Origin of the sequence: Achromobacter sp. NFACC18-2 (assembly GCF_900108985.1) — a bacterium.
In the GTDB taxonomy this organism is placed as follows: domain Bacteria; phylum Pseudomonadota; class Gammaproteobacteria; order Burkholderiales; family Burkholderiaceae_B; genus Achromobacter.
The window spans coordinates 65831-89525 of the sequence record NZ_FNYM01000022.1 but is presented as its reverse complement, the minus strand read 5'-3'; the positions used below and the strand labels follow the sequence as shown (position 1 = coordinate 89525).

Here is a 23695-nt window from a genome sequence, read left to right as displayed (position 1 = left end):
TTCATTCATTAACAATTCTTGGTCCCGATTCCATGTCCACGTCCACCCCCACCCTGAGTCATCTGGACGAAGCCGGCCAGGTCCGCATGGTCGACGTCATCGCCAAGACGGACACCGAGCGGGTGGCGGTCGCCGCCGCCAGCATCCGCATGAACGCCGTGGCCTATGGCCTCTTGACCCAGCCGGGCCAGGGCAAGGGCGAAGTGCTCAACACCGCGCGCGTGGCCGCCATCCTGGCCGCCAAACGCTGCGCCGACACGATCCCGCTGTGCCACAGCCTGCCGCTGGCCTTCGTCGGCGTGGAGTTCTCGCTGGACGACGCCGGGCATCGCATCGACATCCTGGCCACGTGCCGCACCAGCTACAAGACCGGCGTCGAAATGGAAGCCATGATGGCGTGCAGCGTTGCGGCCCTGACCATCTACGACATGTGCAAGGCCGCCGACAAGGGCATCGTGATCGAACAAGTTCGCCTTAAGTACAAGGCGGGAGGCAAAAGCGGTGAATGGCGCAACGATTAACCTTCTGTACTTCGCGCGCGTGGCCGAACTGGTCGGCAAGCGCGCCGAGTCCTGGCCCCTCTCGGGCGAATCCACCGGCGCGCAATTGCTCGCGGCGCTGGGTGAACGCTATCCCCAGCTTGAACCGGCCGCGCGGCTGAAACTGGCCATCAACCAGACCCACGCCAAGCCGACCGCGCCCATCCGCGCGGGCGACGAGGTCGCCGTGTTCGAACCGGTCACCGGAGGCTGACGCCATGATCCGCGTGCAGGAAGCCGACTTCGACGCCGCCGCGCTGACCGCGGGGCTGCGGGAATCCGCCGGCCCCGGCGTGGGCGGCATCGTGACCTTCGTGGGCTACGTGCGCGATTACGCGCCGGACAGGCCCACCGACACGCTGTTTCTTGAACACTACCCGGGCATGTGCGAGCGCGAGCTCGAGGACATCGCCGCCACGGCCCGCGCGCGCTGGAACCTGGCCGGCACCGTCATCGTGCACCGGGTGGGCGCGCTGCATCGCAACGCGCAGATCGTGTTCGTGGCGGCGGCCAGCGCCCATCGCGGCGACGCCTTCCGCGGCTGCGAATACATCATCGACGCGCTCAAGACGCGCGCGCCCTTCTGGAAGCGCGAAACCCTGGCGGGCGGCAGCAGCTTCTGGGTGGAACAGCGTCAATCCGACCAGGACCGCACCGATTCCTGGGATGAAGACACCGCCGACAAAAAGGAGAATCCATGAACGAAGCCACCCCGGTCCCGCTGGGCTGCGGCGTACTGACGGTCAGCGACACCCGCAGCGCGGGCGACGACACCTCGGGCAATCTGCTGGCGCACAGCCTGGCGCAGGCCGGCCACCAGTGCGTGCGGCGCGACATCGTGCGCGACGACATCTACCAGATCCGACGCGTCATCAGCGACTGGATCGCCGATCCCGAGGTGCAGGTCATCCTGACCACCGGCGGCACGGGCTTCTCGCATCGCGACTACACGCCGCAGGCCATAATGCCGCTGCTGGACCGCGAGATTCCCGGCTTTGGTGAACTCTTCCGCCAGATCTCCTACACCGAGATCGGCAGCTCCACGATCCAGTCACGCGCGTTCGCGGGCTCGGCCAACAACACCCTGATCTTCTGCCTGCCCGGGTCCAACAACGCCTGCGAGACCGCCTGGGCGCAGATCCTGCGCGAGCAGCTCGACAGCCGCCACGGCCCCTGCAATTTCGCCTCGCAGTTCAAAAAACGCGTAGAAGAAGCCTGACCCATGCTCGATTTCGATCAAGCCCAGACCCTGCTGGCCAATGCCGCCGGCCCCCTCCCACGCACCGAACACGTCGAACTGGCGCAGGCCTGCGGCCGGGTGCTGGCCAGCCACCTCGACGCCACGGTGGACATCCCGCCGGCCGACAACAGCGCGATGGACGGCTATGCCCTGCGCCTGGCCGACTGGACCCCGCAAGCCCGCCTGCCGATCCAGCAGCGCTGCTACGCGGGCGACGTGCCCGAACCCCTGAAACCCGGCCACGCGATCCGCCTCTTCACGGGCAGCGTGATTCCCGCGGGCGCGGACGTGGTGGTCATGCAGGAAGACGCCGTCGAAGCCGACAACCAGGTGCAGATCTCGCGCGAACCCCGGCCGGGCCAGCACATCCGCCGCCGCGGCGAAGACACCATGGCAGGCGCCGCGCTGCTGCCGGCGGGCACGCTGCTGCAGGCCGCGCACGTCGCGCTGCTGGCCTCGCAAGGCATGGCGGCCGTGCCCGTCTACGGCCAGCTTCGCGTCGGCATCCTGACCACCGGCGACGAACTGGTCCAGCCGGGCCAGCCGCGCGCCACCGAACAGATCTACAACTCGAACGGGCCGATGCTGGCCGCGATGGTGCGCGGCATGAGCGCCGAGCCCGTCCACGTGCTGCACGCCCGCGATACCGAGGCCGATCTGCTGCAGGCCTTCAAGACGCTGCTGGCCGATTGCGACCTGGTCCTGAGCGTGGGCGGCGTGTCGGTGGGCGAGCGCGATCTCGTCAAGCCGGCGCTTGCCGCGCTGGGCGGCGAGCTGTCGCTGTGGAAGGTGCGCATGAAGCCCGGCAAACCGGTGGCGCTGGCGCAGATCGACGGCAAGCCCATGGTCAGCCTGCCGGGCAATCCGGTGTCGGCCTATGCCGTGTTCGCCACGCTGGTGACGCCGCTGATGCGCCGCATGCAGGGCCGCGAAACGATCTTCCCGCCCATTAGCCAGTTGCCGCTGCGCACCGCGCAACCGCGCCAGGATAGCCGCGAGGAATTCCTGCGCGTGCAGTGCCGCGTCGCGGATGACGGCGGCAGCGAGCTCGCGCCCTACGGCCACCAGGGGTCGGGCGTGATCAGCTCATTGCCGTGGGCCACCGGGCTGGCGCGCCTGCCGGCGGACGTGCCGGTGCGGGACGGGGACAGGGTGGCGTACTACGACCTGCGTCACTGGCTGGCGTAGCGTTCGGCCTGCGCCAGGTCTTCTGGCGTGTTGACGTTCATGAAGGCATGGGGCGGCGCGTCGTCGAACAACGCTTGGACCGCGCCCGTCCTGGCCTGCCACAACCCGACCTTGCGATCGCCGCCTTGCAGGTAGGCCAGCAGTCCCGGGCGCAGCGACGTGCGCAGCGCCATGCAGGCCGAATGCCGCTGGCCGTGCGCCACGGCATAGGCCATGGGCGACTGCGCCGCGAGCGCCGCGCCGATCAGGCGGCTTGCCATGTCGGCGGGCAGGAACGGCGTGTCGCAGGGAGCGACCACCAGCCATTGCGGCGTGGCGAGGTTCGACGCGGCAACCCCCGGCTCGAATGCACGCTGCCGGAATACGACCAGCAACGCCGCCGCGATTCCCATCAGCGGCCCTTGCCAGGCGCCCAGCCCGGGATCGCCGTCGGCCACAACCTCGCCGTAGCGCCCATAGCGGTCCGCGTGGCGATTTGCGCTGATGATGAGGCGACCCACCTGCGGCGCGAGACGCCGCGCGACGTGCGCGACCATGGGTTCGCCGTGCAGCACGACCAGTCCCTTGTCCTGGCCATTCATGCGTGAGCCCTGCCCGCCCGCGAGGATCAGCCCCGCGACCTCGCCGCGATCCGGTTCAGCCACCGATGTAGCTCATCTCGATCTTGCGCGCGGGGTCCGCCATGTTCTGGCCGCGCAGTTCGGAATAGTGGTCGCCGCGCGCCGACCAGATGCCCGCCAGGATGCGCGCCAGCCCCTGATCCGACGCGCCGTCGCGCAACGGGGCGCGCAGGTCATGGCCGTCGTGCGCGAACAGGCACAGGTAGAGCTTGCCCTCGGGCGACAGGCGCGCCCGCGTACAGCCGCCGCAGAAGGCATGCGTGACGCTGGAGATGACGCCGATCTCGCCGCCGCCATCCACGTAACGCCAGCGCTCGGCCACGCGGCCCATCTCCGTCGATTCCACGGGTTCCAGCGGATACACGGCGCCGATGCGGTCCAGCACGTCACGGCTGGGCACCACTTCTTTCAGGTTCCAGCCGTTGCTGTTGCCCACGTCCATGTACTCGATGAAACGCAGGATGTGGCCGCTGTGGCGAAAGCGTTCGGCCATGGGCAGGATCTGCCCATCGTTCAGTCCCTTGCGCACCACCATGTTGACCTTCACGGGCGCCAGGCCCGCGTCGGCCGCCGCATCGATGCCGCGCAGCACGTCATCGGGCGTGAAGCCGCTGTCGCTCATGTCCTGGAACATCGACGCATCCAGCGCGTCCAGGCTGACCGTCACACGCGTCAGCCCGGCGGCCTTCAGCGCGGCGGCCTTGCGCGCCAGCACGCTGCCGTTGGTGGTGAGGGTCAGGTCCAGGGGACGGCCCTGTGGCGTGCGCAGGTCGGCCAGCATGCCGACCAGATTTTCGATGTGCTTGCGCAGCAAGGGCTCGCCGCCCGTGAGACGGATCTTCTCGACGCCGAGCTGCGTGAAGATGCCGGCCAGCCGGCTGATTTCTTCGAACGACAGCAGGGCCGAATGCGGCATGAAGCTGTAGCTGCTGTCGAAGACCTCGCGCGGCATGCAATACGTGCAGCGGAAGTTGCAGCGATCCGTGACGGAAATGCGCAGATCGCGCAGCGGACGCGCGCGCTGGTCCAGCGCGGGCTGCCCGTGCGGCGGCAGTTCACCCGGCGCCAGAGGGGCCGGCGGACTGCCGCGATGATCGGCAAGGAAGATCACTTTGCTCATGGCCACATCATATCCCGGCGGATCGCGGCGCGCGCTCCCGCGGAAAGGCTTCTTCCAGCGTCTGCAGCCGCCCCGTGTCGCGGGCATCGTAGCCCACGAGCTGGCCTACGTAACCGACATAATCCGGGCTGCGCATGATGGACAGCAGGTCGCGCATGGCGGGCGTGTCCAGCGACGCCTTGCGGATGGCGAAAAAATAACGCTCGCGCACCAGCGGAATGAAGTCCAGGCCGAAGCGGCAGGCCGCCGTCTCCACACCCACGCCCGTGTCCGCCATGCCGCTGGCGATGTGCGCGGCAATCGCCATGTGGGTGAATTCGTTGGTTTCGTAACCCTGCACCTCGCCGATCGACACGCCCGCGCGCTGCAGCATCAGCCCCACCAGATAGCGCGTGCTGGAGCCGATCTGGCGGTTCACGAAACGCACGTCCGTGCGCGCCAGGTCCGCCATGCCGCGGATCTGCTTGGGATTGCCCGCCGTGACGAAAAGCCCCGTATTGCGCACGGCCAGGTGGATCAGCAGGTAGTCGTCGGCGTGCAGCCATTGCGCGTAGCGTTCCATGATGGGCGCCTCGAAATCGCCCAGCGGCACCTGGAATCCGGCCAGGTCGCATTCGTGGCGTTCCAGCGAGGCCAGCGCCTCGATCGCGGTGCGATAGCGCAGTTCCAGCCCGGGCGTGCGCCCGCTCATGTGCTGCATCAGCGATTCCACCGCAAAGCCGTGGCTGGCGTGCAGGCGCAGGTGCGGGCCGCTTTCGGGCAGCAGCCGTTCCAGCTCTTCTTGCAGTTCCGAGGCCATGCTGTCCAGCGTGGGCATCAGCCGCGCCTCGATGCGGCGGTTGGCCCACAGCAGGCGCTGCGCAAAGGGCGACAACTGCGTGCCCTGGCGGCGGTTGGTGATGAGCAGTTGCGTGCCGAAGATGGATTCGAAGCGGCGCAGCACGCCCCAGGCGTGCCGGTACGACAGCCCGCAGGCGCGGCAGGCGCCCGAGATGTTGCCCGTGGCATCGATGGCCGCCAGCAGGGCGAGCATGTCCTGCAAGGGCACGGGCCCCGCCTCGTCGTCTCCGCCCAGCGTCCATTGCGGCCTTAGGCCGATTCGGAACTTATATGTCATTTATTTCTTATTGAAGGCGTTCAAGTACGCCGTTAGAGTACACAAATAATGAGGCAGACGGGCGTTTTATATGTTTTTTAAAGCATATTAATCAGCGTCCGATCCCGCCCCGCAAAACGCCCCCTTGATGGGGTCACGCAACACAGGAGGAGACCGACGTGCACCTGCGCGAGGCAAAATCCGATCTGGCATCCAGCGGTGGAGCCCGGGGCGGCAAGCTCGCCCTGGACGCCGCCCAGGCGTCCCCCACCCCGGCCATCGCGGCCACGGCCCGCATCCTTGCCCGGCTCAAAGACCAGCCCGGCCCGCTGCTGCCGGTGCTGCATGCGGTCCAGCACGAGCTGGGCTGTATTCCGGCCGAGGCGGTGCAGACCATCGCCGAGGCCCTGAACCTCTCCCGCGCCGAAGTCCACGGCGTCATCACGTTCTATCCCCATTTCCGCACCGAACCGGCCGCGCGCCATACGCTCGAGGTCTGCCGCGCCGAGGCCTGCCAGTCCATGGGCGGCGAACGCCTGGCTGCCCATGCGCGCGCCGCGCTGGGCTGCGACTTCCACGGCAGCACCCGGGACGGAAACTTCACCTTGGAGCCGGTTTATTGCCTGGGCCTGTGCGCCCAGTCGCCGGCGGTCATGATCGACGGCCAGCCCCACGCCCGCGTCACCGAAGCCAAGCTGGACCGCCTGCTGGCCCGCACGCTGGAGGACACGCCATGAGCGCCCCCCTCGTCATCTACGTGCCGCGCGACGCAGCGGCGCTGGCCATGGACGCCGACGCCGTGGCCCGCGACATCGAACGCATCGCCGACCAGCGTGGCCTGGCCGTGCAGGTGGTGCGCAACGGCTCGCGCGGCCTGCTGTGGCTGGAGCCGCTGGTCGAGGTGGCCACCCCCGAGGGCCGGATCGCCTACGGTCCCGTCCAGCCGGAAGACGTGGCATCGCTGTTCGACGCGGGTTTCCACACCGGCGGCGAGCATCCGCTGCACCTGGGCCCGACCGAACAAATCCCCTATCTCAAGCAGCAGGAACGCCTGACCTTCGCCCGCGTTGGCGTGATCGATCCGCTGTCCTTGCAGGACTACGCCGCGCATGGCGGACTGCAGGGCCTGAAGCGGGCGCTGTCCATGCCCCCCGCCCAGATCGTCGACGAAATGGTCGAATCCGGCCTGCGCGGCCGCGGCGGCGCGGCCTTTCCCACCGGCGTCAAATGGAAGACCGTGGCGGGCACGCCCGGCGACACCAAGTACATCGTCTGCAACGCCGACGAAGGCGACTCCGGCACCTTCGCCGACCGCCTGTTGATGGAAGGCGATCCGTACGTCCTGATCGAAGGCATGACCATCGCGGGCCTGGCGGTGGGCGCGACCTACGGCTACATCTACGTGCGCTCCGAATACCCGCACGCCATCGCCACGCTGGAAGCGGCCATCGCGCGGGCGCGCAGCGTCGGCTGGCTGGGCGACGACGTGCACGGCAGCGGCCGCCGCTTCGACCTGGAGGTGCGCAAGGGCGCGGGCGCCTACATCTGCGGCGAAGAGACCTCCTTGCTGGAAAGCCTGGAAGGCAAGCGTGGCGTGGTCCGCGCCAAGCCGCCGCTCCCGGCCATTTCCGGCCTGTTCGGCAAGCCCACCGTCATCAACAACGTGATTTCGCTGGCCACGGTGCCCATCATCCTGGCCAAGGGCGCGGCGTACTACCGCGACTATGGCGTGGGCCGCTCGCACGGCACCCTGCCGTTCCAGCTTGCCGGCAACCTCAAGCAGGGCGGGCTGGTGGAAAAGGCGTTCGGCCTGACTCTGCGCGACCTGCTGTACGGCTTTGGCGGCGGCAGCGCATCTGGACGGCCGCTGCGCGCCGTCCAGGTGGGCGGCCCGCTGGGCGCCTACCTGCCCGAGTCGCAATGGGACGTGCCGCTGGACTACGAAGCCTACGTCCAGATCTCGGCCATGATCGGCCACGGCGGGCTGGTGGCGTTCGACGACACCGTGGACATGGCGCGCATGGCGCGCTACGCAATGGAGTTCTGCGCCATCGAATCCTGTGGCAAGTGCACGCCCTGCCGCATCGGCTCGACGCGCGGCGTGGAAACCATCGACAAGATCGCCGCCGGCGGCCAGAGCCGCGAGCAGCGCGAACAGCAGGTGCACCTGCTGCGCGACCTGTGCGACACGATGCTGGGCGGTTCGCTGTGCGCGCTGGGGGGCATGGCGCCCTACCCGGTGCTGTCCGCGCTGAACCATTTTCCGCAGGACTTCGGCATCGAGTCCTCCCATTCTGCCGCCCACGCGGCCTGAACCCGAGACCGCCATGCTAGAAACCGTCATCAAGCGCGATCGCGACATGGGCACGCCGGCGCGCGTGTCCGAAAACACCGTCACCCTGACCATCGACGGCCAGGAAGTCACCGTGCCCGAAGGCACGTCGCTGATGCGCGCGGCCGCGGACGCGGGCATCAACATCCCGAAGCTCTGCGCCACCGACAGCCTGGAGCCGTTCGGCTCGTGCCGGCTGTGCCTGGTGCAGATCGAAGGCCGCCGCGGCTATCCCGCGTCCTGTACCACGCCCGCCGAAAACGGCATGGTGGTCTACACCGAAACGCCCAAGCTGCACGACCTGCGCCGCGGCGTCATGGAGCTGTACATCTCGGACCACCCGCTGGACTGCCTGACCTGCCCCGCCAACGGCGACTGCGAGCTGCAGGACATGGCCGGCGTGGTGGGCCTGCGCAACGTGCGCTACGGCTACGACGGCGCCAACCATCTCAAGGCGGAGAAGGACGAGTCCAACCCCTACTTCACCTACGACGCCTCCAAGTGCATCGTCTGCAACCGCTGCGTGCGCGCCTGCGAGGAAACGCAGGGCACCTTCGCGCTGACGATCTCCGGCAAGGGCTTCGAGTCCCGCGTGTCGCCGGGACAGGACCAGCCGTTTCTGGACAGCGAGTGCGTGTCCTGCGGCGCCTGCGTGCAGGCCTGTCCCACCGCCACGCTGCAGGAAAAGACCGTCATCATGATGGGCCAGGCCGAACACTCGGTCGTGACCACCTGCGCCTACTGCGGCGTGGGCTGCGGCTTCAAGGCCGAAATGAAAGGCCAGGAAGTGGTGCGCATGGTGCCCTGGAAGGACGGCCAGGCCAACCGCGGCCATTCCTGCGTGAAGGGGCGCTTCGCCTGGGGCTACGCCACGCACAAGGAGCGCGTGCTCAAGCCCATGATCCGCAAGCACATCACCGATTCCTGGAAGGAAGTGTCCTGGGAAGAGGCGATCGACTACGCCGCGTCCGAATTCCGCCGCATCCAGAACCAGTACGGGCGCGACGCGGTGGGCGGCATCACGTCCTCGCGCTGCACCAACGAGGAAACCTGGCTGGTGCAGAAGCTGGTGCGCGCGGCCTTTGGCACCAACAACGTCGACACCTGCGCGCGCGTGTGCCATTCGCCCACCGGCTATGGCCTGAAGCAGACGCTGGGCGAATCGGCCGGCACGCAGACCTTCGACTCCGTGATGCACACGGATGTGGTCATCGTCATGGGCGCCAATCCCAGCAGCGGCCACCCGGTGTTCGCCTCGCGCCTGAAACGCCGCCTGCGCGAAGGCGCGCGGCTGATCGTCATCGACCCGCGCCGCATCGAACTGGTCAGCTCGCCCCACATCAAGGCCGACTACCACCTGCAGGTGCGGCCCGGCACCAATACCGCGCTGCTGTCCTCGCTGGCCCACGTCATCGCCACCGAGGGCCTGATCGCCGAAGACTTCGTGGCCGAACGCTGCGAGGAAAAGGCATTCAGGGAATGGCGCGACTTCGTCTCGCTGCCCGAGAACTCGCCGGAGGCCATGGAAGAAATCACCGGCGTGCCGGCGCAGGCGGTGCGCGGCGCGGCGCGGCTCTTTGCCACGGGCGGCAACGGCTCCATCTATTACGGCCTGGGCGTCACCGAGCACAGCCAGGGCTCGACCACCGTCATGGCGATCGCCAACCTGGCCATGGCCACCGGCAACATCGGCCGCGAAGGCGTGGGCGTGAACCCGCTGCGCGGCCAGAACAACGTGCAGGGCTCGTGCGACATGGGCTCGTTTCCGCACGAGCTGCCCGGCTATCGCCACATCTCGGACAACACCGTGCGCGCGCAGTTCGAAAAGGACTGGGGCGTCACGCTGCAGCCCGAGCCCGGCCTGCGCATCCCCAACATGTTCGAGGCCGCGCTGGGCGGAACCTTCAAGGGCCTGTACTGCCAGGGCGAGGACATCGTGCAGTCCGATCCCAACACGCAGCACGTGGCCGCGTCCCTGGCCGCGATGGAATGCATCGTGGTGCAGGACCTGTTCCTGAACGAGACCGCCAAGTACGCCCACGTGTTCCTGCCGGGCTCGTCGTTCCTGGAAAAGGACGGCACGTTCACCAACGCCGAGCGCCGCATCTCGCGCGTGCGCAAAGTCATGGAGCCCAAGAACGGCAAGTCCGATTGGGAAGTCACCGTGGCGCTGTCCAACGCGCTGGGCTACCCCATGACCTACAGGCACCCGCGCGAGATCATGGAAGAGATCGCGCGGCTCACGCCCACGTTCGCCGGCGTCACGTACGACAAGCTGGACAAGCTGGGCAGCCTGCAGTGGCCCTGCAACGACGATGCGCCGGACGGCACGCCCATCATGCACATCGACCAGTTCGTGCGCGGCAAGGGCAGGTTCATGATCACCAAGTACGTGCCCACCGACGAACGCAGCACGCGCCGCTTCCCGCTGCTGCTGACCACGGGCCGCATCCTGTCGCAATACAACGTGGGCGCGCAGACGCGCCGCACGCCCAACGTCATGTGGCATAGCGAGGACGTGCTGGAAATCCACCCGCAGGACGCCGAGGACCGCGGCGTGGCCGAGGGCGATTGGGTCGGCATCCAGAGCCGCAGCGGCGAGACCGTGCTGCGCGCCACGCTGACCGACCGGGTGCAGCCGGGCGTGGTATACACCACGTTCCACTTTCCCGAGTCCGGCGCCAACGTCGTCACCACCGACAGTTCCGACTGGGCGACCAACTGCCCCGAGTACAAGGTCACGGCCGTGCAGGTCACGCGCGTGTCCCAGCCCTCGGAATGGCAGCGCCAGTGGTCGCGATTTGCGGATATCCAGCAAAAGCTGCTGCGCGAACGCTCGCGCGAGACCGAGGCGGCGCTGACCGGGAAGTAACCGACCGCCAGCACGCCAGGGATCCCATGCCTACGCCAACCCACGCCCGCCCCGACTGCACGCCGACCCAGGTGATCCGCGTGCGCGCGGGCGTCATCGCCCCCGACGCCGAAACCGATCACGTCGCCGAGGAAACCCCGGTGGCGCTGGAGTTCAACGGCATCAGCCACGCGACCATGCTGGCCACGCCGGCGGACCTGGAAGACTTTGCCGTGGGGTTCTCGCTGTCGGAGGGCATCATCGACAGCGTGAGCGACGTGCGCGGCATCGACGTGCTGCCGCAATGCGGCGGCATCGTCGTGCAGCTGGAAATTTCCTCGGCCTGCGAAATGCGCCTGAAGACGCGGCGCCGCGCCATGGCGGGCCGCACCGGCTGCGGCCTGTGCGGCGTGGAGACGCTGCCGGAAGTGCTGCGCCCGGTGGCGCCGGTGACCAACGGCGCGCCGGTCCGCATCGGGGCCGTGCTGGCCGCCATGCGCGACATGCGCGCGCGCCAGACGCTGCACGACATCACCGGCGCCACGCACGCCGCCGGATGGGCCGGCGGCGATGGCGCCGTGGCCCTGGTCCGCGAGGACGTGGGCCGCCACAACGCGCTGGACAAGCTGGTCGGCGCGCTGGCCCGCCAGGCCGTGAACGCCGCCGACGGCATCGTCGTGGTGTCCAGCCGCGCCAGTTTCGAGATGGTGCAAAAGACGGCCGCCGCCGGCGTCGCCGTGCTGGCGTCCGTGTCGGCCCCGACCGCACTCGCCATCCGCCTGGCCACCGACGCCAACGTGACGCTGCTGGGCTTTCTGCGCGACGACGACGCCGCCATCTACGCCCACCCCGAACGCATCCTTACCTGAACCGGACGCACGACAGCAATGGAAATCCTCAATCTGATCCGCATGGCCAACCGCATCGGCCAATTCTTCGACGCCATGCCGGACCGGGCCGAGGCGCTGGAGGGCGTCGCCAATCACATCCAGAAGTTCTGGGAGCCGCGCATGCGCACCGAACTGCTGGACTTCCTGGCGCGCAGCCCCGATGGCGATGCCGGCGAAGAACAGTTGCACCCGCTGGTGCTGCAGGCGGTCACGCAGCATCGAACGCGCCTCACGCCGCAGGCGCGCGTCACCTAGCGCATCCGGGCCGTAACATGACGGCCGCTCCGAAGTCGCAGGACAGCAACAGATCCATAAAAGAGGCGGCGGGACCGGGCTTTTCCGGCCTACGCACGCTATAAAGCCGCACCCTTGAGGAGACATCATGGAAAGTAGTGCCACCCTGGACCTGCCCGGCTCACGGCCGGGCTTTTTCGACAAAGAACGCACCATCGCCGGGCCGGGCTTCTCGCGCTGGCTGGTACCGCCGGCCGCACTGGCCATCCACCTGTGCATCGGCATGGCCTACGGCTTTTCGGTGTTCTGGCTGCCGCTGTCCAAGGTGGTGGGCGGGTCCAAGCCGCTGGCGTGCCCGCCCGACATGAGTCTCGTGGCCGAGCTCTTCACCACGAGCTGCGACTGGAAGATTTCCACCATGGGGTGGATGTACACCCTCTTTTTCGTGCTGCTGGGCTGCTCGGCCGCGCTGTGGGGCGGCTGGCTGGAACGCGCCGGTCCGCGCAAGGCGGGCGTCGTGTCGGCGCTGTGCTGGTGCGGCGGCCTGGTCATCTCGGCCATCGGCATCTATCTGCACCAGATGTGGATGCTGTGGCTGGGGTCCGGCGTCATCGGCGGCATCGGACTGGGCCTGGGCTACATCTCGCCGGTCAGCACGCTGATCAAGTGGTTCCCGGACCGCCGCGGCATGGCGACCGGCATGGCCATCATGGGCTTTGGCGGCGGCGCCATGATCGGCGCGCCGCTGGCCGACCTGCTGATGCGCCACTTCGCGACGCCGACCTCGCCGGGCGTGTGGCAGACCTTCCTGACCATGGCGCTGGTGTACTTCATCTTCATGATGTCGGGCGCGCTGGGTTACCGCGTGCCGCCCACCGGCTGGAAGCCCGCGGGCTGGACGCCGCCCGCCAAGCAGGTCAACAACGTCATGATCACGCAGCGCCACGTGCACGTGAAGCGCGTGTGGGGCGTGCCGCAATTCTGGCTGGTCTGGTGGGCGCTGTGCCTGAACGTCACGGCCGGCATCGGCATCCTGGGCATGGCCTCGCCGCTGCTGCAGGAAGTGTTCGGCGGCGGCCTGATCGACAAACCGGAGTTGGGGTTCGGCCAGCTCGACAAGGACCAGCTTGCGGCCATCGCCGCCATCGCGGCCGGCTTTACCGGGCTGCTCAGCCTGTTCAACATCGGCGGCCGCTTTTTCTGGGCCAGCCTGTCGGACAAGCTGGGCCGCAAGATGACGTACTTCGTCTTCTTCGTGCTGGGCTTTTTCCTGTACGCCGCCATCCCCTGGACCGCGCACATGGGCGCTTTGGCCCTGTTCGTCGCCGCCTTCTGCGTCATCCTGTCGATGTACGGCGGCGGCTTCGCGACCGTGCCCGCCTATCTGGCCGACCTGTTCGGCACCCAGATGGTCGGGGCCATCCACGGACGCCTGCTGACGGCGTGGTCCGCGGCCGGCATCTTCGGTCCGGTCCTGGTCAACTACATCCGGGAATACCAGCTGTCCATCGGCGTGCCGCGCGCCCAGGTGTACGACATCACCATGTACATCCTGGCGGGGATGCTGGTCGTCGGGTTCCTGTGCAATCTGGCGATCCGGCCGGTCAACGCCAAGTACTTCATGACCGATGAGGAACTCGCCCGCGAAAAAGCCCTGGCGCACGAGCGCGCGGTTGCGGCCGAAACCCATGGCGTGGGCAAGTCCAGCTTCCGCACGCCGCCCGCGCTGATCGCGTTCGCATGGGCCTGCGTGGGCATCCCGCTGGCCTGGGGCATCTGGATCACGCTGCAAAAGGCCGTCGTCCTGTTCCACTGATCCCCCCGCGCAGCCGCGGCGCCCTGGCGCCGCGCGCCGCGCCAGGGCGCGAAGCTGCTACATTGGCAGCCCGCGCCCTTTTCTTTTATGCCTTCCCCATGATCCTGCCCTTCCCCCGTTTCCCCGCCGGAGCGACATCTTGACCGCCCCCGAACTGCACTGGGAAGAGGACGGCGTTGCCCGCTCCGCCCGCTGGCGCTCGGAAACCGGCGCCACGCCGCCCAAGCGCGTCGTCGTCGCCGACGACACGATCACCGCGGACGTGGCCTACCGCCAGGCCTGCGAAGGGGTCGGCCTGCTGTGGCGCGGCGACTTCCAGAATGCGCGCCAGCTGTTGCAGGCGATGACCCGGCGCGTCGACAAGCGCCCGCGCAAACCGGTCGACACCCTGCTGGACGCCTTCAACCAGCACCGCCAGACGCAGTCGCAACGCGCCCGCATCCTGGGCATGCTGCTCATCCCCTTCGAGGCCGGCCACGTCATCCCGCTGCGCCGCGCCCCCGACGCCCATCTGGCCTGCGAAGCCGCGCACGGCCCGGCTGACGAACCCTACGTCGCCTCGCTGCGCGAACTGCTCGGCCAGATCGGCGCCTACGAATGGCGCAGGAAAGGCGTCGAAATTCCCGCCCTGAACAACCGCATCCACCCGCACTACGGCGTGTTTTCACCGGTGCGCGGCGAATACGTGGAACTGGTCGCCAACACGCCGATGCCGCGCGGCAGCGTCGCCTTCGACATCGGCACCGGCACCGGCGTGCTCGCGGCGGTGATCGCCCGGCGCGGCGGCAAGCGCGTCATCGCCACCGACATGGATCCCCGCGCCATCGCCTGCGCGCGCGAAAACCTGGAACGGCTGGGCCTGGCCGGACAGGTCGACGTCGAACAGACCGACCTGTTCCCCGAAGGCCGGGTGTCGCTGATCGTCTGCAACCCGCCGTGGCTGCCCGCGCGGCCCAGCTCGCCGCTGGAGCACGCGGTGTACGACCCGGACAGCCGCATGCTGCGCGGGTTCCTGAACGGATTGAAGGACCATCTGACGCCCAATGGCGAGGGCTGGCTGATCCTGTCGGACCTGGCCGAGCACCTGGGCCTGCGCACGCGGGCGCAGTTGCTGGAGATGATCGAAGCGGCGGGCCTTCGCGTGATCGAGAAGCTGGACACGCGGCCGATGCACGGCAAGGCAAGGGATGCGGACGATCCCTTGTTCGCGGCGCGCTCCAAGGAAGTCACGTCGCTGTGGAGATTGGGCGCGGCTTGAATGCGCAGCGCGACGCCCCCCGTCGCGCCCTCAACTGAAGACGTGCAGCGCCCCCAACGCCAGCACCAGCGCGGGCGGCATGACCACCAGACCCAGCCGAAGAAAGCTGAGCGCGCTGACGTGCATGCCTTCCCGGCGCACGGCCAGCAGCCACAGCAAGGTGGCGAGCGAGCCGCTCACGGACAGGTTGGGACCCAGGTCGATCCCGATCAGCAGCGCGGCGGTGGCGGAGCCGGACAGGTCCGCCATGCGCGCCAACGAGCCCGCCATCAGTCCTGCAGGCAGATTGTTGATGACGTTGCCCGCGAGCGCGGCGCCCACGCCGCCTGCCCACAGCGCCGCGTCCGCCGACAGGCCGCGCATCGCGTCCGCCAGATCCTGCAACACGCCGCTGGCGGCCATGCCCTGGACCAGCACGAACAATCCCGCGACCAGCGGCAAGACGCCCCACGCGACGCCCTTGACGAGGCGCAGCGGGCTGGATCGCGTGACCGCCAGCACCAGCGCCGCCGACACGCAGCCGGCCACCAGCGTGGGCAAGCCCAGGCGGTGCCCCAGGGCCGACGTGACGAGCAGCGTGCCCGCGGTGACGGCCACGCCCAGCGCGGCCATCCGCAGCGGCAATGCCATGGGCGGCAAGGCCGGCGACGGCTTCAAGGGCTGCCGCAGGTCATGGCGGAACACCAGGCGCAACGTGACGTAGGTGGAACCGATGGCCAGCGCGGATGGCAGGGCGAAGTGCGCCAGCCACGGCGCCAGCGCGGGCATGCGGTCGCCGAACACGACCAGATTGGCCGGGTTTGAAATCGGCAGCACGAAGCTGGCCGCGTTGGCGATGAAGGCGCAGACGTACAGGTAGGGCAAGGGCGGCGCGCCGACCACGCGCGTCACCGCATAGACGGCGGGCGTCAGCACCACGGCGGTGGCGTCGTTGGACAGCAGCACGGTGACCACGGTCCCCACCAGGAACACCAGATCGAAAAGCCGCCGCGCCGACCCGGCGGCATGGTTGGCGGCCGCGACCGCCAGCCAGTCGAACAGGCCTTCCTGACGGGCGACCTCCGCCACCAGCATCATGCCGATCAGGAACAAGTAGACGTCGGTGCCTTCGAGGATGGCGGCGCCGGCCTGTCCGGCAGGCACCAGCCCCAATGCCACCAGGGCGATGGCGCCGACGCAGGCCCACACGTATTCGGGCAGCCGCCAGGGACGAAACAGGATGGCCATGGTGGTTGCGGCGGCAATCAACCAGATCACGGCATGGGATAGCGACATGCTTTCAACAGGGAATCAAGGAAGGGAAGAAGAGGCCCTCAGGGAAGTCGCATGTTAGAGCACAACCTTTCCAGCGTCAGCGACCACGCGCAGCCGTCGCGGCGACGTTCAACGGGATGACAGCTTCGCGGCCCGGCGATGGCGCCGGGGCTCTCGCGATGCCCTATGCCCTGCCCGCCGCCACATTCACGCTGATCGCAATGATGAACACATTGAAGAAGAACGCGATGACGCCATGCGTCATGGCCAGCCGCCGCACGCGCCGGTTGACGATCTGCACGTCGGAGACCTGGAAGGTCATGCCCAGCACCACCGAGAAATAGGCGAAGTCCCAGTAGTCCGGATCCTGCGTGCCCGGAAAATCCAGGCCCTTGTGCATGGCGCTGTCGTGCCCGTAGTAGCCGTGCGCATAGTGCAAGGCATAGATCATGTTCATGTAGAGCCACGACAGCACGATGGTGACCGCGGCCGCCAGCATGTCCACGACGGCGCCGCCGCTGCCCTGGGCGCGCAGTTCGACCCACAGGGCGACCAGGACCATGCAGGACAGGGCCACGCTGCTCCAGAGCACGCCCGAGCGCCCCACATCGTGCTGGCGCGCATGCAGTCGCATCTGGGCTGGACTGGTGCGGGCGAAGACGCGCGCGGTGAGCACCAGGAAGACCAGCGCGCCCGCGTCGAAGCCGAGCAGGATGGACAGGCTGGGCGGCAGGCCGGCGGCGTCCAGCACGGCCGTCACCGCCAGCAGCAGGCCGGCGCACAGCATCAGCCTGCGGTGCGCGTGCAGGAACGGCAGGCGGTCGGGGAGCGACGCGTCTGGGGTGTCGGCGTCGCGGGTCCTGGCTTGCCGGGCGTTGTGATGCCGGGCCGTGTGGTTCCGGGCATCGTGATCCCGGACCCTGTCATCCTTGGGCGGCTGCATGACGGGCTCCTGTCCGCGGCGCGGCCCCGGGCTGGTTTCGCGCCCGGCGCGCCGCGCAGGCCCTTACGCTAACCGATACCGAGCAAACCGGCCAGCGCGCCCCCGAACAGCAGCCACAGGGGATGGATGCGCGTGACGCTGCCCAGCAGCGCCACCGTGGCGGCGATGGCGCCGAGCAGCCAGGAATGCACCGAGGCCTCGGTGATGAGCGCCGCGCTGGCCGCGACCAGGCCCACGGTCATGGGGAAGATGCCCGCCTGGATGACGCCGCGCCACGGCCGGTCCTTGAAGCGTTCCCACAGCCCCAGCGCGAAGATGGTGATGAGGGACGACGGGCCGAACTTGGCGATGGTGGTGGCCAGCATGCCGGCCCAGCCGGCGACGTGCCAGCCGACCAGGGTGACGACCATCAGGTTGGGACCCGGCGCGGCCTGGCCCAGCGCGAAGAGCGCCGAGAAGTCGGCCGCCGTCATCCAGCCGTGCACGTCGACAACCTGGCGCTGCATCTCGGGCAGGATGGTGTTGCCGCCGCCGAAGGCCAGCACGGACAGCTCCGAGAAAATCAGGACGAGGGCGATCAGGGTGTGGATCATTGGCGTTGCCTCCAGACCATCAGGATGCTGAGCGGCGTCAGCACCGCCATGGTCGGCAGGAGCGGCACGCGCAGCACGGCGATGGCGATGAAACAGGCGGTGGCGACGACGCCCGCGAGCCAGTCGCGGCGCTTGACGACGGGCATGCCGATCTTGACCGCCATCGAGATCAGCAGCCCCGCGGCCGCGGCAGCCAGGCCGGCAAAAAGATGCTGGATGTGGGGGTCGTCCTGGAAGCGGTCGTACACCATGCCGAGCATGACGACGATGAGCGATGGCGCCAGGATCAGCCCCATCAGGGCGGCGAAGGCGCCGCGGGGACCCCGGAATTTCATGCCCAGGGCCACGGACAGATTGATGATGTTGCCGCCCGGCAGGAACTGGCACAGGCCCAGCAGCTCGGTGAATTCGGCGCCGCTCAGCCAGCGGTGTTTTTCGACCACCATGCGGCGCGCCAGGGGCAAGGCGCCGCCGAAAGCGGTCAGGCCGAGCATCAGGAATCCTTGGAACAACTGGCCGCAAGTGGGAGGCGGCGGTAACCCGGCCGGCGGGGTGGTGGGTGCTGCATTCATGTGAAGTCTGGCCGGTGCGGAGCCGGCAATCGGGGCGGGCGCGGCGGCGCGCCTGGGGTGGATATCAGGATCGCAGCCTACGCTTCGTTAAAGATAATGTCTAATATATGGACGACTCAATATTCATATCGACAAAATATGGCATCCGTAGACCTGCGGCTTTTGCGCTATTTCCTGGCTGTTGCCGAAGAAGCCCACCTGACCAAGGCCGCGGCCCGGCTGGGCATCCGCCAGCCGCCCCTCAGCCAGCAGATCCGCGTGCTGGAAGCGGAGCTGGGCGTCACGCTGTTCCATCGGCTGCCGCGCGGCATGGAACTGACCGAAAGCGGGCGCGCGCTGCTGGACGATGCGCGCAACATCATCGCGATGGTGGACCAGGCCGTGGACGGCGTGCGCCGCGTGTCGCAGGGCGAAGCCGGCCGCCTGACGGTGGGATTCACGGGATCGGCCGCGTTCCACCCCTTCGTGCCCGCGGTGATCCGGCGTTTCCGCGAGAGCGCGCCGCAGGTGCGCCTGGTGCTCGAAGAAAGCAGCACGGGCGAACTGCGCGAGGCCGTGGCCGAAGGGCGCATCGATGTGGCGTTCATCCGGGGCGCGCACGGCGCGGACCGCGGCGTGCAGATGGAAACCGTGCTTGAAGAAGCCATGCTGGCGGCCTTTCCGGCGGACCATCCCGCGGTGAAGGGGCGTACGCGCACGCACATCGCCCTGTCGGAGCTGGCGGACGAATCGCTCATCCTGTATCGCCGCCACAGCGGTCCGGGCCTGTACGACGCGATCATTACCGCATGCAGCGCCGAAGGCTTCAGCCCGCGGGTGACGCAGGAGGCGCCCCGCATGCTGTCGACGCTGAGCCTGGTGGCCGCCGGGCTGGGCGTGTCGCTGGTGCCGGCGTCGCTGCGCCGCGTGAACATCGAGGGCGTGGTGTACGTCAGCGTCACGCATCCCGCCGCGCTGCGCGCGCCGCTGAATCTGATCTGGCGGGACGAGCCCCTGTCCGGCGCCGCCCGCAAGCTGATCGACCAGGCGCGGCGGCAGCGGGACGAGCCGCAGGCGGGCGAAGGCCTCTGAGGCGCGCTCCCGGCGCCGGGGCGGCGCGGCACCAGGAACGAGGCCCGGCGCCGCCTCCCTGCCCCGGCGCTACACTTGCCGCCACCGCATTTAGCACCCGCCTTATCCCATGCTTTCCGAATCCCCCATCGGCGTGTACGACTCCGGCGTCGGCGGCCTGAGCGTGCTGCGCGCGATCCGCGACGCGCTGCCCCATGAGCCGCTGCTGTACGTGGCCGACGCCGCCCACGTGCCCTACGGGGAAAAATCCCAGGAATTCGTCGAGCGCCGCGCCTGCGCGATCGCCGACTACTTTGTGTCCCGCCAGGCGCGCGCGATGGTGGTGGCCTGCAACACGGCCACGGCCGCCGCGATCTCGTTGCTGCGCCAGCGCCATCCCGGCCTGCTCATCATCGGCGTCGAACCGGCCATCAAGCCCGCGGCGCACCTGACGCACACGGGCGTGGTGGGCGTCTTCGCCACGACCGGCACGCTCGCCAGCCCCAAGTTCGCCGCGCTGGCGCAACGCGAGGCGCCCGAAGTGCGCATCCTGCTGCGGCCCTGCCCGCAGTGGGTGCGGCTGGTCGAACGGGGGGTGCTGTCCGGACCCGAGGCCCAGGCCGCGGTGCGCGCCCCGGTGGCCGAACTACGGGACGCTGGCGCGGACGTGCTGGTGCTGGGCTGCACGCACTTTCCTTTCCTGCGCGATCTGATCCAGGAGGCGGCCGGACCGGGCGTGCCGCTGCTCGAGACGGGCGCCCCGGTGGCGCGCTGGCTGCGCCACCAGTTGCAGGAACGCGGCCTGTTGCGCGGGCAAGGCCCCGGCACCCTGGCGCTGCAGACCACGGGCGAGGCTGCCGCGCTGTCCCGCCTGGCAAGCGGGCTGCTGGGCCAGGACCTGGTCGCGCACGCCGTGCCCGAGCGCTGGCGGGGAACGCCCGCGGCTTGATCTGGCGCATCTTCCGGGCGGCGCCGGCGGGGCGAATGTGAGATACATTGGCAAGACCGCCCCACGGCCCGCACAAGGAAATGCCCATGAAACGCATCCTGATCCCCGTCGACGGCTCGGAACCCGCGCTGAATGCGGTCAAGGCGCTGCTCGACGCCCGCCGCTACGATCCGGTCGAACGGGTCGACCTGCTGGCCGTGCAGCTTCCCCTGCAGGCCGGGGCCTTCGGCAGCGGCCTGTCGCAGGAAGAGATCGACGCCTACCACCAGGAAGAAGGCGAGGCCGCGCTGCAGGCCGCCCGCGACCTGCTGACGCAGTCGGGGGTGCCGTTCGAGACCCACATCCTGGCTGGCTCTCCCGCCGAGACCATCGCCCGCGTGGCAGATGAAACCGGCGCCAACGAGATCTTCATGGGCACGCGCGGCCTGGGCTCGGTGTCGGCGTTTTTCATGGGCTCGGTCGCCACGGGTGTCCTGTCCCTGACCGACCTGCCCATCACGCTGGTCAAGTAAGGCAAAGGAGCATCCATGCTGAACATCCTGGTTCCCGTCGACGGCTCCGAGAACGCCGACCGCGCCGTCGTGTACGCGCGCCGCCTTGCCCAAGGCGCCCAGTCCGCGCGCATCCATCTCCTGAACATCCAGACGCCGCCGCGCGGGCGGGCCGGCGTGTCGCGGCTGATCACGCAAGAGATGATCAATGACTTCTACGCCCGCGAGGGCCAGGAGGCCACCGAATCAGCGCGCAAGCTGCTCAATGCGGCGGGCGTGGACTACGTGAGCCACGTCGTCTTCGGGCACGCGCCCACCGAAATCGCGGGCTATGCGCAGGACCATGGCTGCGCGCGCATCGTCATGGGCACGCGCGGCAACGGCAAGTTGCTCAACATCCTGATCGGCTCGATCGCCAACCAGGTGGTGCAGCTGGCGCAGGTGCCGGTCACGCTGGTGAAGTAGGCCAAAACCCATGCACCCCCTGCGACTCGTGCTGGCGGCCGGGCTGGCGTTGACGATGCTCGGCGGCTGCGGCGAGGTCGCCAAACTGCCCGTCGAAGCCGGCATGGGACCGAACCCCCAACTGCCTGCCCCCAACCCCACCCTCATTCCCACGGTGAACACGGCCAAGGCCGTGGGCTGGGCGCCGGGCGCGCAGCCGATACCCGCCCAGGGCCTGGCCGTGACGGCCTTTGCCAGCGGACTGGACCACCCGCGCTGGCTGTACGTGCTGCCCAATGGCGACGTACTGGTGGCCGAGACCAACGCGCCGCCCAAGCCCGAGGACGCGCCGGGCGGCATCAAGCAATGGGCCGCCGGCCTGGTGATGAAGCGCGCGGGCGCAAAGACCGTCAGCGCCAACCGCATCACCCTGCTGCGCGATGCCGACCACGATGGAGTGGCCGAGACCCGCACGGCGCTGCTGGAAGGGCTGAACTCGCCGTTCGGCATGGCGTTCGTCGACGGCCATCTCTACGTGGCCAATGCCGATGCGGTCGTGCGCTATCCCTTCGAACCCGGCCAGACCCGGATCACGGCGCCGGGCGTGCGGGTCACCGACCTGCCCGCGGGCCTGAACCACCACTGGACCAAGAACCTGATCGCCAGCCCGGACGGCGCCCGGCTGTATGTGTCCGTCGGCTCCAACAGCAACGTGGGCGAAAACGGCCTGGACATCGAGGAAGGCCGAGCCGCGATCTGGGAACTGGACGTCGCCAGCGGGCAAAAGCGCCTCTACGCCACGGGATTGCGCAATCCGGTGGGCATGGCCTGGGCGCCGGACGGCAAGACGCTCTGGACCGCTGTCAACGAGCGCGACGAACTGGGCAGCGACCTCGTGCCCGACTACATGACCTCGGTGCGCGACGGGGGCTTCTATGGCTGGCCGTACAGCTATTTCGGCCAGCATGTCGACACCCGGGTGCAGCCTCCGCGGCCGGATCTGGTGGCGCGGGCGATCGTGCCCGACTATGCGCTGGGTCCGCACACCGCGTCGCTGGGGCTGGCCTGGTCGGGCGGCGCCGCGCTGCCGGAACCCTTTGTCCACGGCATGTTCGTGGGCCAGCACGGTTCCTGGAACCGCGATCCGCGCAGCGGCTACAAAGTGATCTTCGTGCCCTTCGACCAGAACCGGCCCGCCGGGCCCGCGCGGGACGTGCTGACCGGATTCCTGGACGACGCGGGGCAGGCGCAAGGCCGGCCGGTCGGCGTGGCCATCGACAAGCGGGGCGGCCTGCTGGTGGCGGACGACGTGGGCAACGTGGTCTGGCGGGTAGCGCCCGCGCCCTAGGCGCCGCCCCTACAATGGCCGCTCCCGAATTCCAGACTGGAGCGAGCATGAGCACGGAAAAAGTGGCGATTCTCACGGCGGCCGGCAGCGGCATGGGCGCGGCGGCGGCCCGCAAGCTGGCGGCCGACGGTTACCGCATTGCGATTCTGTCGTCGTCAGGCAAGGGCGCAGCCCTGGCGCAGGAACTGGGCGGTCTGGGCGTCACGGGTTCGAACCGCTCGCCCGAGGACCTGTCCCGCCTGGTGGACGCCGCGCTGCAGAAGTGGGGCCGCGTGGATGCGGTGGTCAACAGCGCGGGCCACGGTCCGAAAGGGCCGCTGCTGGAAATCAGCGACGACGACTGGCACCTGGGCATGGAGTTCTACCTGTTGAACGTGGTGCGCATCACGCGCTTGGTCGCGCCGGTGATGAAGCAGCAGCAGTCCGGCGCCATCGTCAACATCTCCACCTACGCCACCTTCGAGCCGGAAGCCCTGTTTCCGACGTCGGGCGTGTTCCGCGCCGGGCTGGCCGCCTTCACCAAGGTGTTTTCCGACGAATACGCGCAGCACAACGTGCGCATGAACAACGTGCTACCGGGCTTTATCGACAGCCTGCCGGAAAAGGACGACCGCCGCGTGCGCATCCCGATGGGCCGCTACGGCACGGCGCAGGAGGTCGCGGACCTGATCGCCTTCCTCGCGTCGGACGCGTCTTCCTACATCACCGGGCAGAACATCCGCATCGACGGCGGCATCACGCGATCCGTGTAGGACGCCGCGGCGCGACGGCGCCAGCGCCATCGCCATGAGGATCATGCATTTGGCGTAGTCCCTCGTCCGAATGACGGTATTGAAGCCCGCCCCCGGCCTTTAGTACCGTAGGTGT

At 68.7% G+C, this 23695-nt stretch carries 25 protein-coding genes; 18 read left to right on the top strand and 7 right to left on the bottom strand.

Annotation, left to right across the window (positions count from 1 at the left end):
* Positions 1–32: 32 nt before the first annotated feature.
* The 5 genes from moaC to glp are packed head-to-tail and all read left to right on the top strand — an operon-like array spanning position 33 to position 2967.
* Entirely contained in the window at positions 33–521 is a 489-nt protein-coding gene (moaC, locus tag BMW75_RS26360; protein WP_092582500.1) for a cyclic pyranopterin monophosphate synthase MoaC, read from the top strand.
* Positions 502–753 carry a MoaD/ThiS family protein gene (locus BMW75_RS26355; RefSeq protein ID WP_092582499.1) on the top strand — a complete coding sequence of 84 codons (252 nt, stop codon included), beginning with the start codon at positions 502–504 and terminating at the stop codon, positions 751–753. Before moaC ends, BMW75_RS26355 begins: the two co-directional genes overlap by 20 nt.
* 4 nt (positions 754–757) lie before the next feature.
* Complete coding sequence (locus tag BMW75_RS26350; RefSeq protein WP_092582498.1) at positions 758–1240, top strand: molybdenum cofactor biosynthesis protein MoaE; 483 nt, start codon at positions 758–760, stop codon at positions 1238–1240.
* Entirely contained in the window at positions 1237–1758 is a 522-nt protein-coding gene (moaB, locus tag BMW75_RS26345) for a molybdenum cofactor biosynthesis protein B (RefSeq protein WP_076516140.1), read from the top strand. The genes BMW75_RS26350 and moaB overlap by 4 nt, the downstream gene beginning before the upstream one ends.
* A gap of 3 nt (positions 1759–1761) precedes the next feature.
* Positions 1762–2967, top strand: coding sequence for a molybdopterin molybdotransferase MoeA (gene glp / locus BMW75_RS26340; protein ID WP_092582497.1), 1206 nt, complete (start codon positions 1762–1764; stop codon positions 2965–2967).
* Here the strand turns inward: glp and mobA are convergent.
* Genes mobA through BMW75_RS26325 form a run of 3 tightly spaced genes read right to left on the bottom strand, consistent with a single transcriptional unit; the run spans position 2952 to position 5824 of the window.
* Positions 2952–3611 (bottom strand): molybdenum cofactor guanylyltransferase MobA, encoded by a 660-nt coding sequence (mobA, locus tag BMW75_RS26335; protein WP_092582496.1) that lies wholly within the window; start codon positions 3609–3611, stop codon positions 2952–2954. The two genes, glp and mobA, sit on opposite strands and share 16 nt — an antisense overlap.
* Positions 3604–4707: a GTP 3',8-cyclase MoaA gene (moaA, locus tag BMW75_RS26330; RefSeq protein ID WP_092582495.1), complete on the bottom strand. Its 1104-nt coding sequence runs from the start codon at positions 4705–4707 to the stop codon at positions 3604–3606. Before moaA ends, mobA begins: the two co-directional genes overlap by 8 nt.
* Before the next feature lie 7 nt (positions 4708–4714).
* Positions 4715–5824, bottom strand: a complete 1110-nt coding sequence (locus BMW75_RS26325) for a substrate-binding domain-containing protein (protein WP_092582494.1) — start codon at positions 5822–5824, stop codon at positions 4715–4717.
* Between the two features lie 158 nt (positions 5825–5982).
* On the opposite strand from BMW75_RS26325, the gene BMW75_RS26320 reads away from it, so the two are divergent.
* The 7 genes from BMW75_RS26320 (at position 5983) to BMW75_RS26290 (ending at position 15184) form a co-directional block, all read left to right on the top strand.
* Positions 5983–6540 (top strand): formate dehydrogenase subunit gamma, encoded by a 558-nt coding sequence (locus tag BMW75_RS26320; protein WP_076516148.1) that lies wholly within the window; start codon positions 5983–5985, stop codon positions 6538–6540.
* Positions 6537–8117 (top strand): formate dehydrogenase beta subunit, encoded by a 1581-nt coding sequence (locus tag BMW75_RS26315; RefSeq protein ID WP_092582493.1) that lies wholly within the window; start codon positions 6537–6539, stop codon positions 8115–8117. Before BMW75_RS26320 ends, BMW75_RS26315 begins: the two co-directional genes overlap by 4 nt.
* A gap of 13 nt (positions 8118–8130) precedes the next feature.
* Entirely contained in the window at positions 8131–11007 is a 2877-nt protein-coding gene (fdhF, locus tag BMW75_RS26310) for a formate dehydrogenase subunit alpha (protein ID WP_092582492.1), read from the top strand.
* A 26-nt stretch (positions 11008–11033) separates the two neighbouring features.
* Entirely contained in the window at positions 11034–11855 is an 822-nt protein-coding gene (gene fdhD, locus BMW75_RS26305) for a formate dehydrogenase accessory sulfurtransferase FdhD (protein ID WP_092582491.1), read from the top strand.
* An 18-nt stretch (positions 11856–11873) separates the two neighbouring features.
* Positions 11874–12131: a formate dehydrogenase subunit delta gene (locus BMW75_RS26300; RefSeq protein WP_092582490.1), complete on the top strand. Its 258-nt coding sequence runs from the start codon at positions 11874–11876 to the stop codon at positions 12129–12131.
* Positions 12132–12258: 127 nt separating this feature from the next.
* On the top strand, positions 12259–13926 hold the full coding sequence (locus BMW75_RS26295; RefSeq protein ID WP_092582489.1) for an OFA family MFS transporter: 1668 nt from the start codon (positions 12259–12261) through the stop codon (positions 13924–13926).
* Between the two features lie 139 nt (positions 13927–14065).
* Positions 14066–15184: a methyltransferase gene (locus BMW75_RS26290; protein WP_092582488.1), complete on the top strand. Its 1119-nt coding sequence runs from the start codon at positions 14066–14068 to the stop codon at positions 15182–15184.
* Positions 15185–15214: 30 nt separating this feature from the next.
* Here the strand turns inward: BMW75_RS26290 and BMW75_RS26285 are convergent, their stop codons facing one another.
* The 4 genes from BMW75_RS26285 to BMW75_RS26270 form a co-directional block, all read right to left on the bottom strand.
* Complete coding sequence (locus tag BMW75_RS26285; RefSeq protein ID WP_092582487.1) at positions 15215–16459, bottom strand: arsenic transporter; 1245 nt, start codon at positions 16457–16459, stop codon at positions 15215–15217.
* Between the two features lie 163 nt (positions 16460–16622).
* Positions 16623–17381, bottom strand: coding sequence for a DUF1345 domain-containing protein (locus BMW75_RS26280; RefSeq protein ID WP_092582486.1), 759 nt, complete (start codon positions 17379–17381; stop codon positions 16623–16625).
* A 68-nt stretch (positions 17382–17449) separates the two neighbouring features.
* The gene (locus BMW75_RS26275) at positions 17450–17974 is read right to left on the bottom strand and encodes a chromate transporter (RefSeq protein WP_076516177.1); all 525 of its coding nucleotides are present in this window, start codon (positions 17972–17974) and stop codon (positions 17450–17452) included.
* Positions 17971–18546 carry a chromate transporter gene (locus BMW75_RS26270; RefSeq protein WP_092582485.1) on the bottom strand — a complete coding sequence of 192 codons (576 nt, stop codon included), beginning with the start codon at positions 18544–18546 and terminating at the stop codon, positions 17971–17973. Before BMW75_RS26270 ends, BMW75_RS26275 begins: the two co-directional genes overlap by 4 nt.
* Before the next feature lie 138 nt (positions 18547–18684).
* On the opposite strand from BMW75_RS26270, the gene BMW75_RS26265 reads away from it, so the two are divergent.
* The 6 genes from BMW75_RS26265 (at position 18685) to BMW75_RS26240 (ending at position 23580) form a co-directional block, all read left to right on the top strand.
* A complete protein-coding gene (locus BMW75_RS26265) occupies positions 18685–19617 on the top strand; it encodes a LysR family transcriptional regulator (protein ID WP_076516181.1) in 933 nt (310 codons plus the stop codon).
* Between the two features lie 109 nt (positions 19618–19726).
* A complete protein-coding gene (murI, locus tag BMW75_RS26260; protein WP_092582484.1) occupies positions 19727–20545 on the top strand; it encodes a glutamate racemase in 819 nt (272 codons plus the stop codon).
* Between the two features lie 86 nt (positions 20546–20631).
* On the top strand, positions 20632–21057 hold the full coding sequence (locus tag BMW75_RS26255; RefSeq protein WP_092582483.1) for a universal stress protein: 426 nt from the start codon (positions 20632–20634) through the stop codon (positions 21055–21057).
* A gap of 15 nt (positions 21058–21072) precedes the next feature.
* The gene (locus BMW75_RS26250; RefSeq protein ID WP_092582482.1) at positions 21073–21501 is read left to right on the top strand and encodes a universal stress protein; all 429 of its coding nucleotides are present in this window, start codon (positions 21073–21075) and stop codon (positions 21499–21501) included.
* A 10-nt stretch (positions 21502–21511) separates the two neighbouring features.
* Positions 21512–22828 carry a PQQ-dependent sugar dehydrogenase gene (locus BMW75_RS26245; protein WP_092582481.1) on the top strand — a complete coding sequence of 439 codons (1317 nt, stop codon included), beginning with the start codon at positions 21512–21514 and terminating at the stop codon, positions 22826–22828.
* 47 nt (positions 22829–22875) lie between these two features.
* Positions 22876–23580, top strand: coding sequence for an SDR family oxidoreductase (locus tag BMW75_RS26240; RefSeq protein ID WP_092582480.1), 705 nt, complete (start codon positions 22876–22878; stop codon positions 23578–23580).
* Positions 23581–23695: the final 115 nt, after the last annotated feature.

Bases quoted from the DNA above. Each gene is read 5' to 3' on its own strand.
- BMW75_RS26275 (WP_076516177.1), bottom strand. From the start codon at position 17,974: ATGATCCACACCCTGATCGCCCTCGTCCTGATTTTCTCGGAGCTGTCC.
- BMW75_RS26315 (WP_092582493.1), top strand. From the start codon at position 6,537: ATGAGCGCCCCCCTCGTCATCTACGTGCCGCGCGACGCAGCGGCGCTG.
- BMW75_RS26300 (WP_092582490.1), top strand. From the start codon at position 11,874: ATGGAAATCCTCAATCTGATCCGCATGGCCAACCGCATCGGCCAATTC.
- BMW75_RS26250 (WP_092582482.1), top strand. From the start codon at position 21,073: ATGCTGAACATCCTGGTTCCCGTCGACGGCTCCGAGAACGCCGACCGC.
- BMW75_RS26350 (WP_092582498.1), top strand. From the start codon at position 758: ATGATCCGCGTGCAGGAAGCCGACTTCGACGCCGCCGCGCTGACCGCG.
- BMW75_RS26245 (WP_092582481.1), top strand. From the start codon at position 21,512: ATGCACCCCCTGCGACTCGTGCTGGCGGCCGGGCTGGCGTTGACGATG.
- BMW75_RS26240 (WP_092582480.1), top strand. From the start codon at position 22,876: ATGAGCACGGAAAAAGTGGCGATTCTCACGGCGGCCGGCAGCGGCATG.
- BMW75_RS26265 (WP_076516181.1), top strand. From the start codon at position 18,685: ATGGCATCCGTAGACCTGCGGCTTTTGCGCTATTTCCTGGCTGTTGCC.
- BMW75_RS26270 (WP_092582485.1), bottom strand. From the start codon at position 18,546: ATGAATGCAGCACCCACCACCCCGCCGGCCGGGTTACCGCCGCCTCCC.
- moaB (WP_076516140.1), top strand. From the start codon at position 1,237: ATGAACGAAGCCACCCCGGTCCCGCTGGGCTGCGGCGTACTGACGGTC.
- BMW75_RS26255 (WP_092582483.1), top strand. From the start codon at position 20,632: ATGAAACGCATCCTGATCCCCGTCGACGGCTCGGAACCCGCGCTGAAT.
- fdhD (WP_092582491.1), top strand. From the start codon at position 11,034: ATGCCTACGCCAACCCACGCCCGCCCCGACTGCACGCCGACCCAGGTG.
- BMW75_RS26325 (WP_092582494.1), bottom strand. From the start codon at position 5,824: ATGACATATAAGTTCCGAATCGGCCTAAGGCCGCAATGGACGCTGGGC.
- moaC (WP_092582500.1), top strand. From the start codon at position 33: ATGTCCACGTCCACCCCCACCCTGAGTCATCTGGACGAAGCCGGCCAG.
- murI (WP_092582484.1), top strand. From the start codon at position 19,727: ATGCTTTCCGAATCCCCCATCGGCGTGTACGACTCCGGCGTCGGCGGC.
- BMW75_RS26295 (WP_092582489.1), top strand. From the start codon at position 12,259: ATGGAAAGTAGTGCCACCCTGGACCTGCCCGGCTCACGGCCGGGCTTT.
- moaA (WP_092582495.1), bottom strand. From the start codon at position 4,707: ATGAGCAAAGTGATCTTCCTTGCCGATCATCGCGGCAGTCCGCCGGCC.
- glp (WP_092582497.1), top strand. From the start codon at position 1,762: ATGCTCGATTTCGATCAAGCCCAGACCCTGCTGGCCAATGCCGCCGGC.
- fdhF (WP_092582492.1), top strand. From the start codon at position 8,131: ATGCTAGAAACCGTCATCAAGCGCGATCGCGACATGGGCACGCCGGCG.
- BMW75_RS26285 (WP_092582487.1), bottom strand. From the start codon at position 16,459: ATGTCGCTATCCCATGCCGTGATCTGGTTGATTGCCGCCGCAACCACC.
- BMW75_RS26280 (WP_092582486.1), bottom strand. From the start codon at position 17,381: ATGCAGCCGCCCAAGGATGACAGGGTCCGGGATCACGATGCCCGGAAC.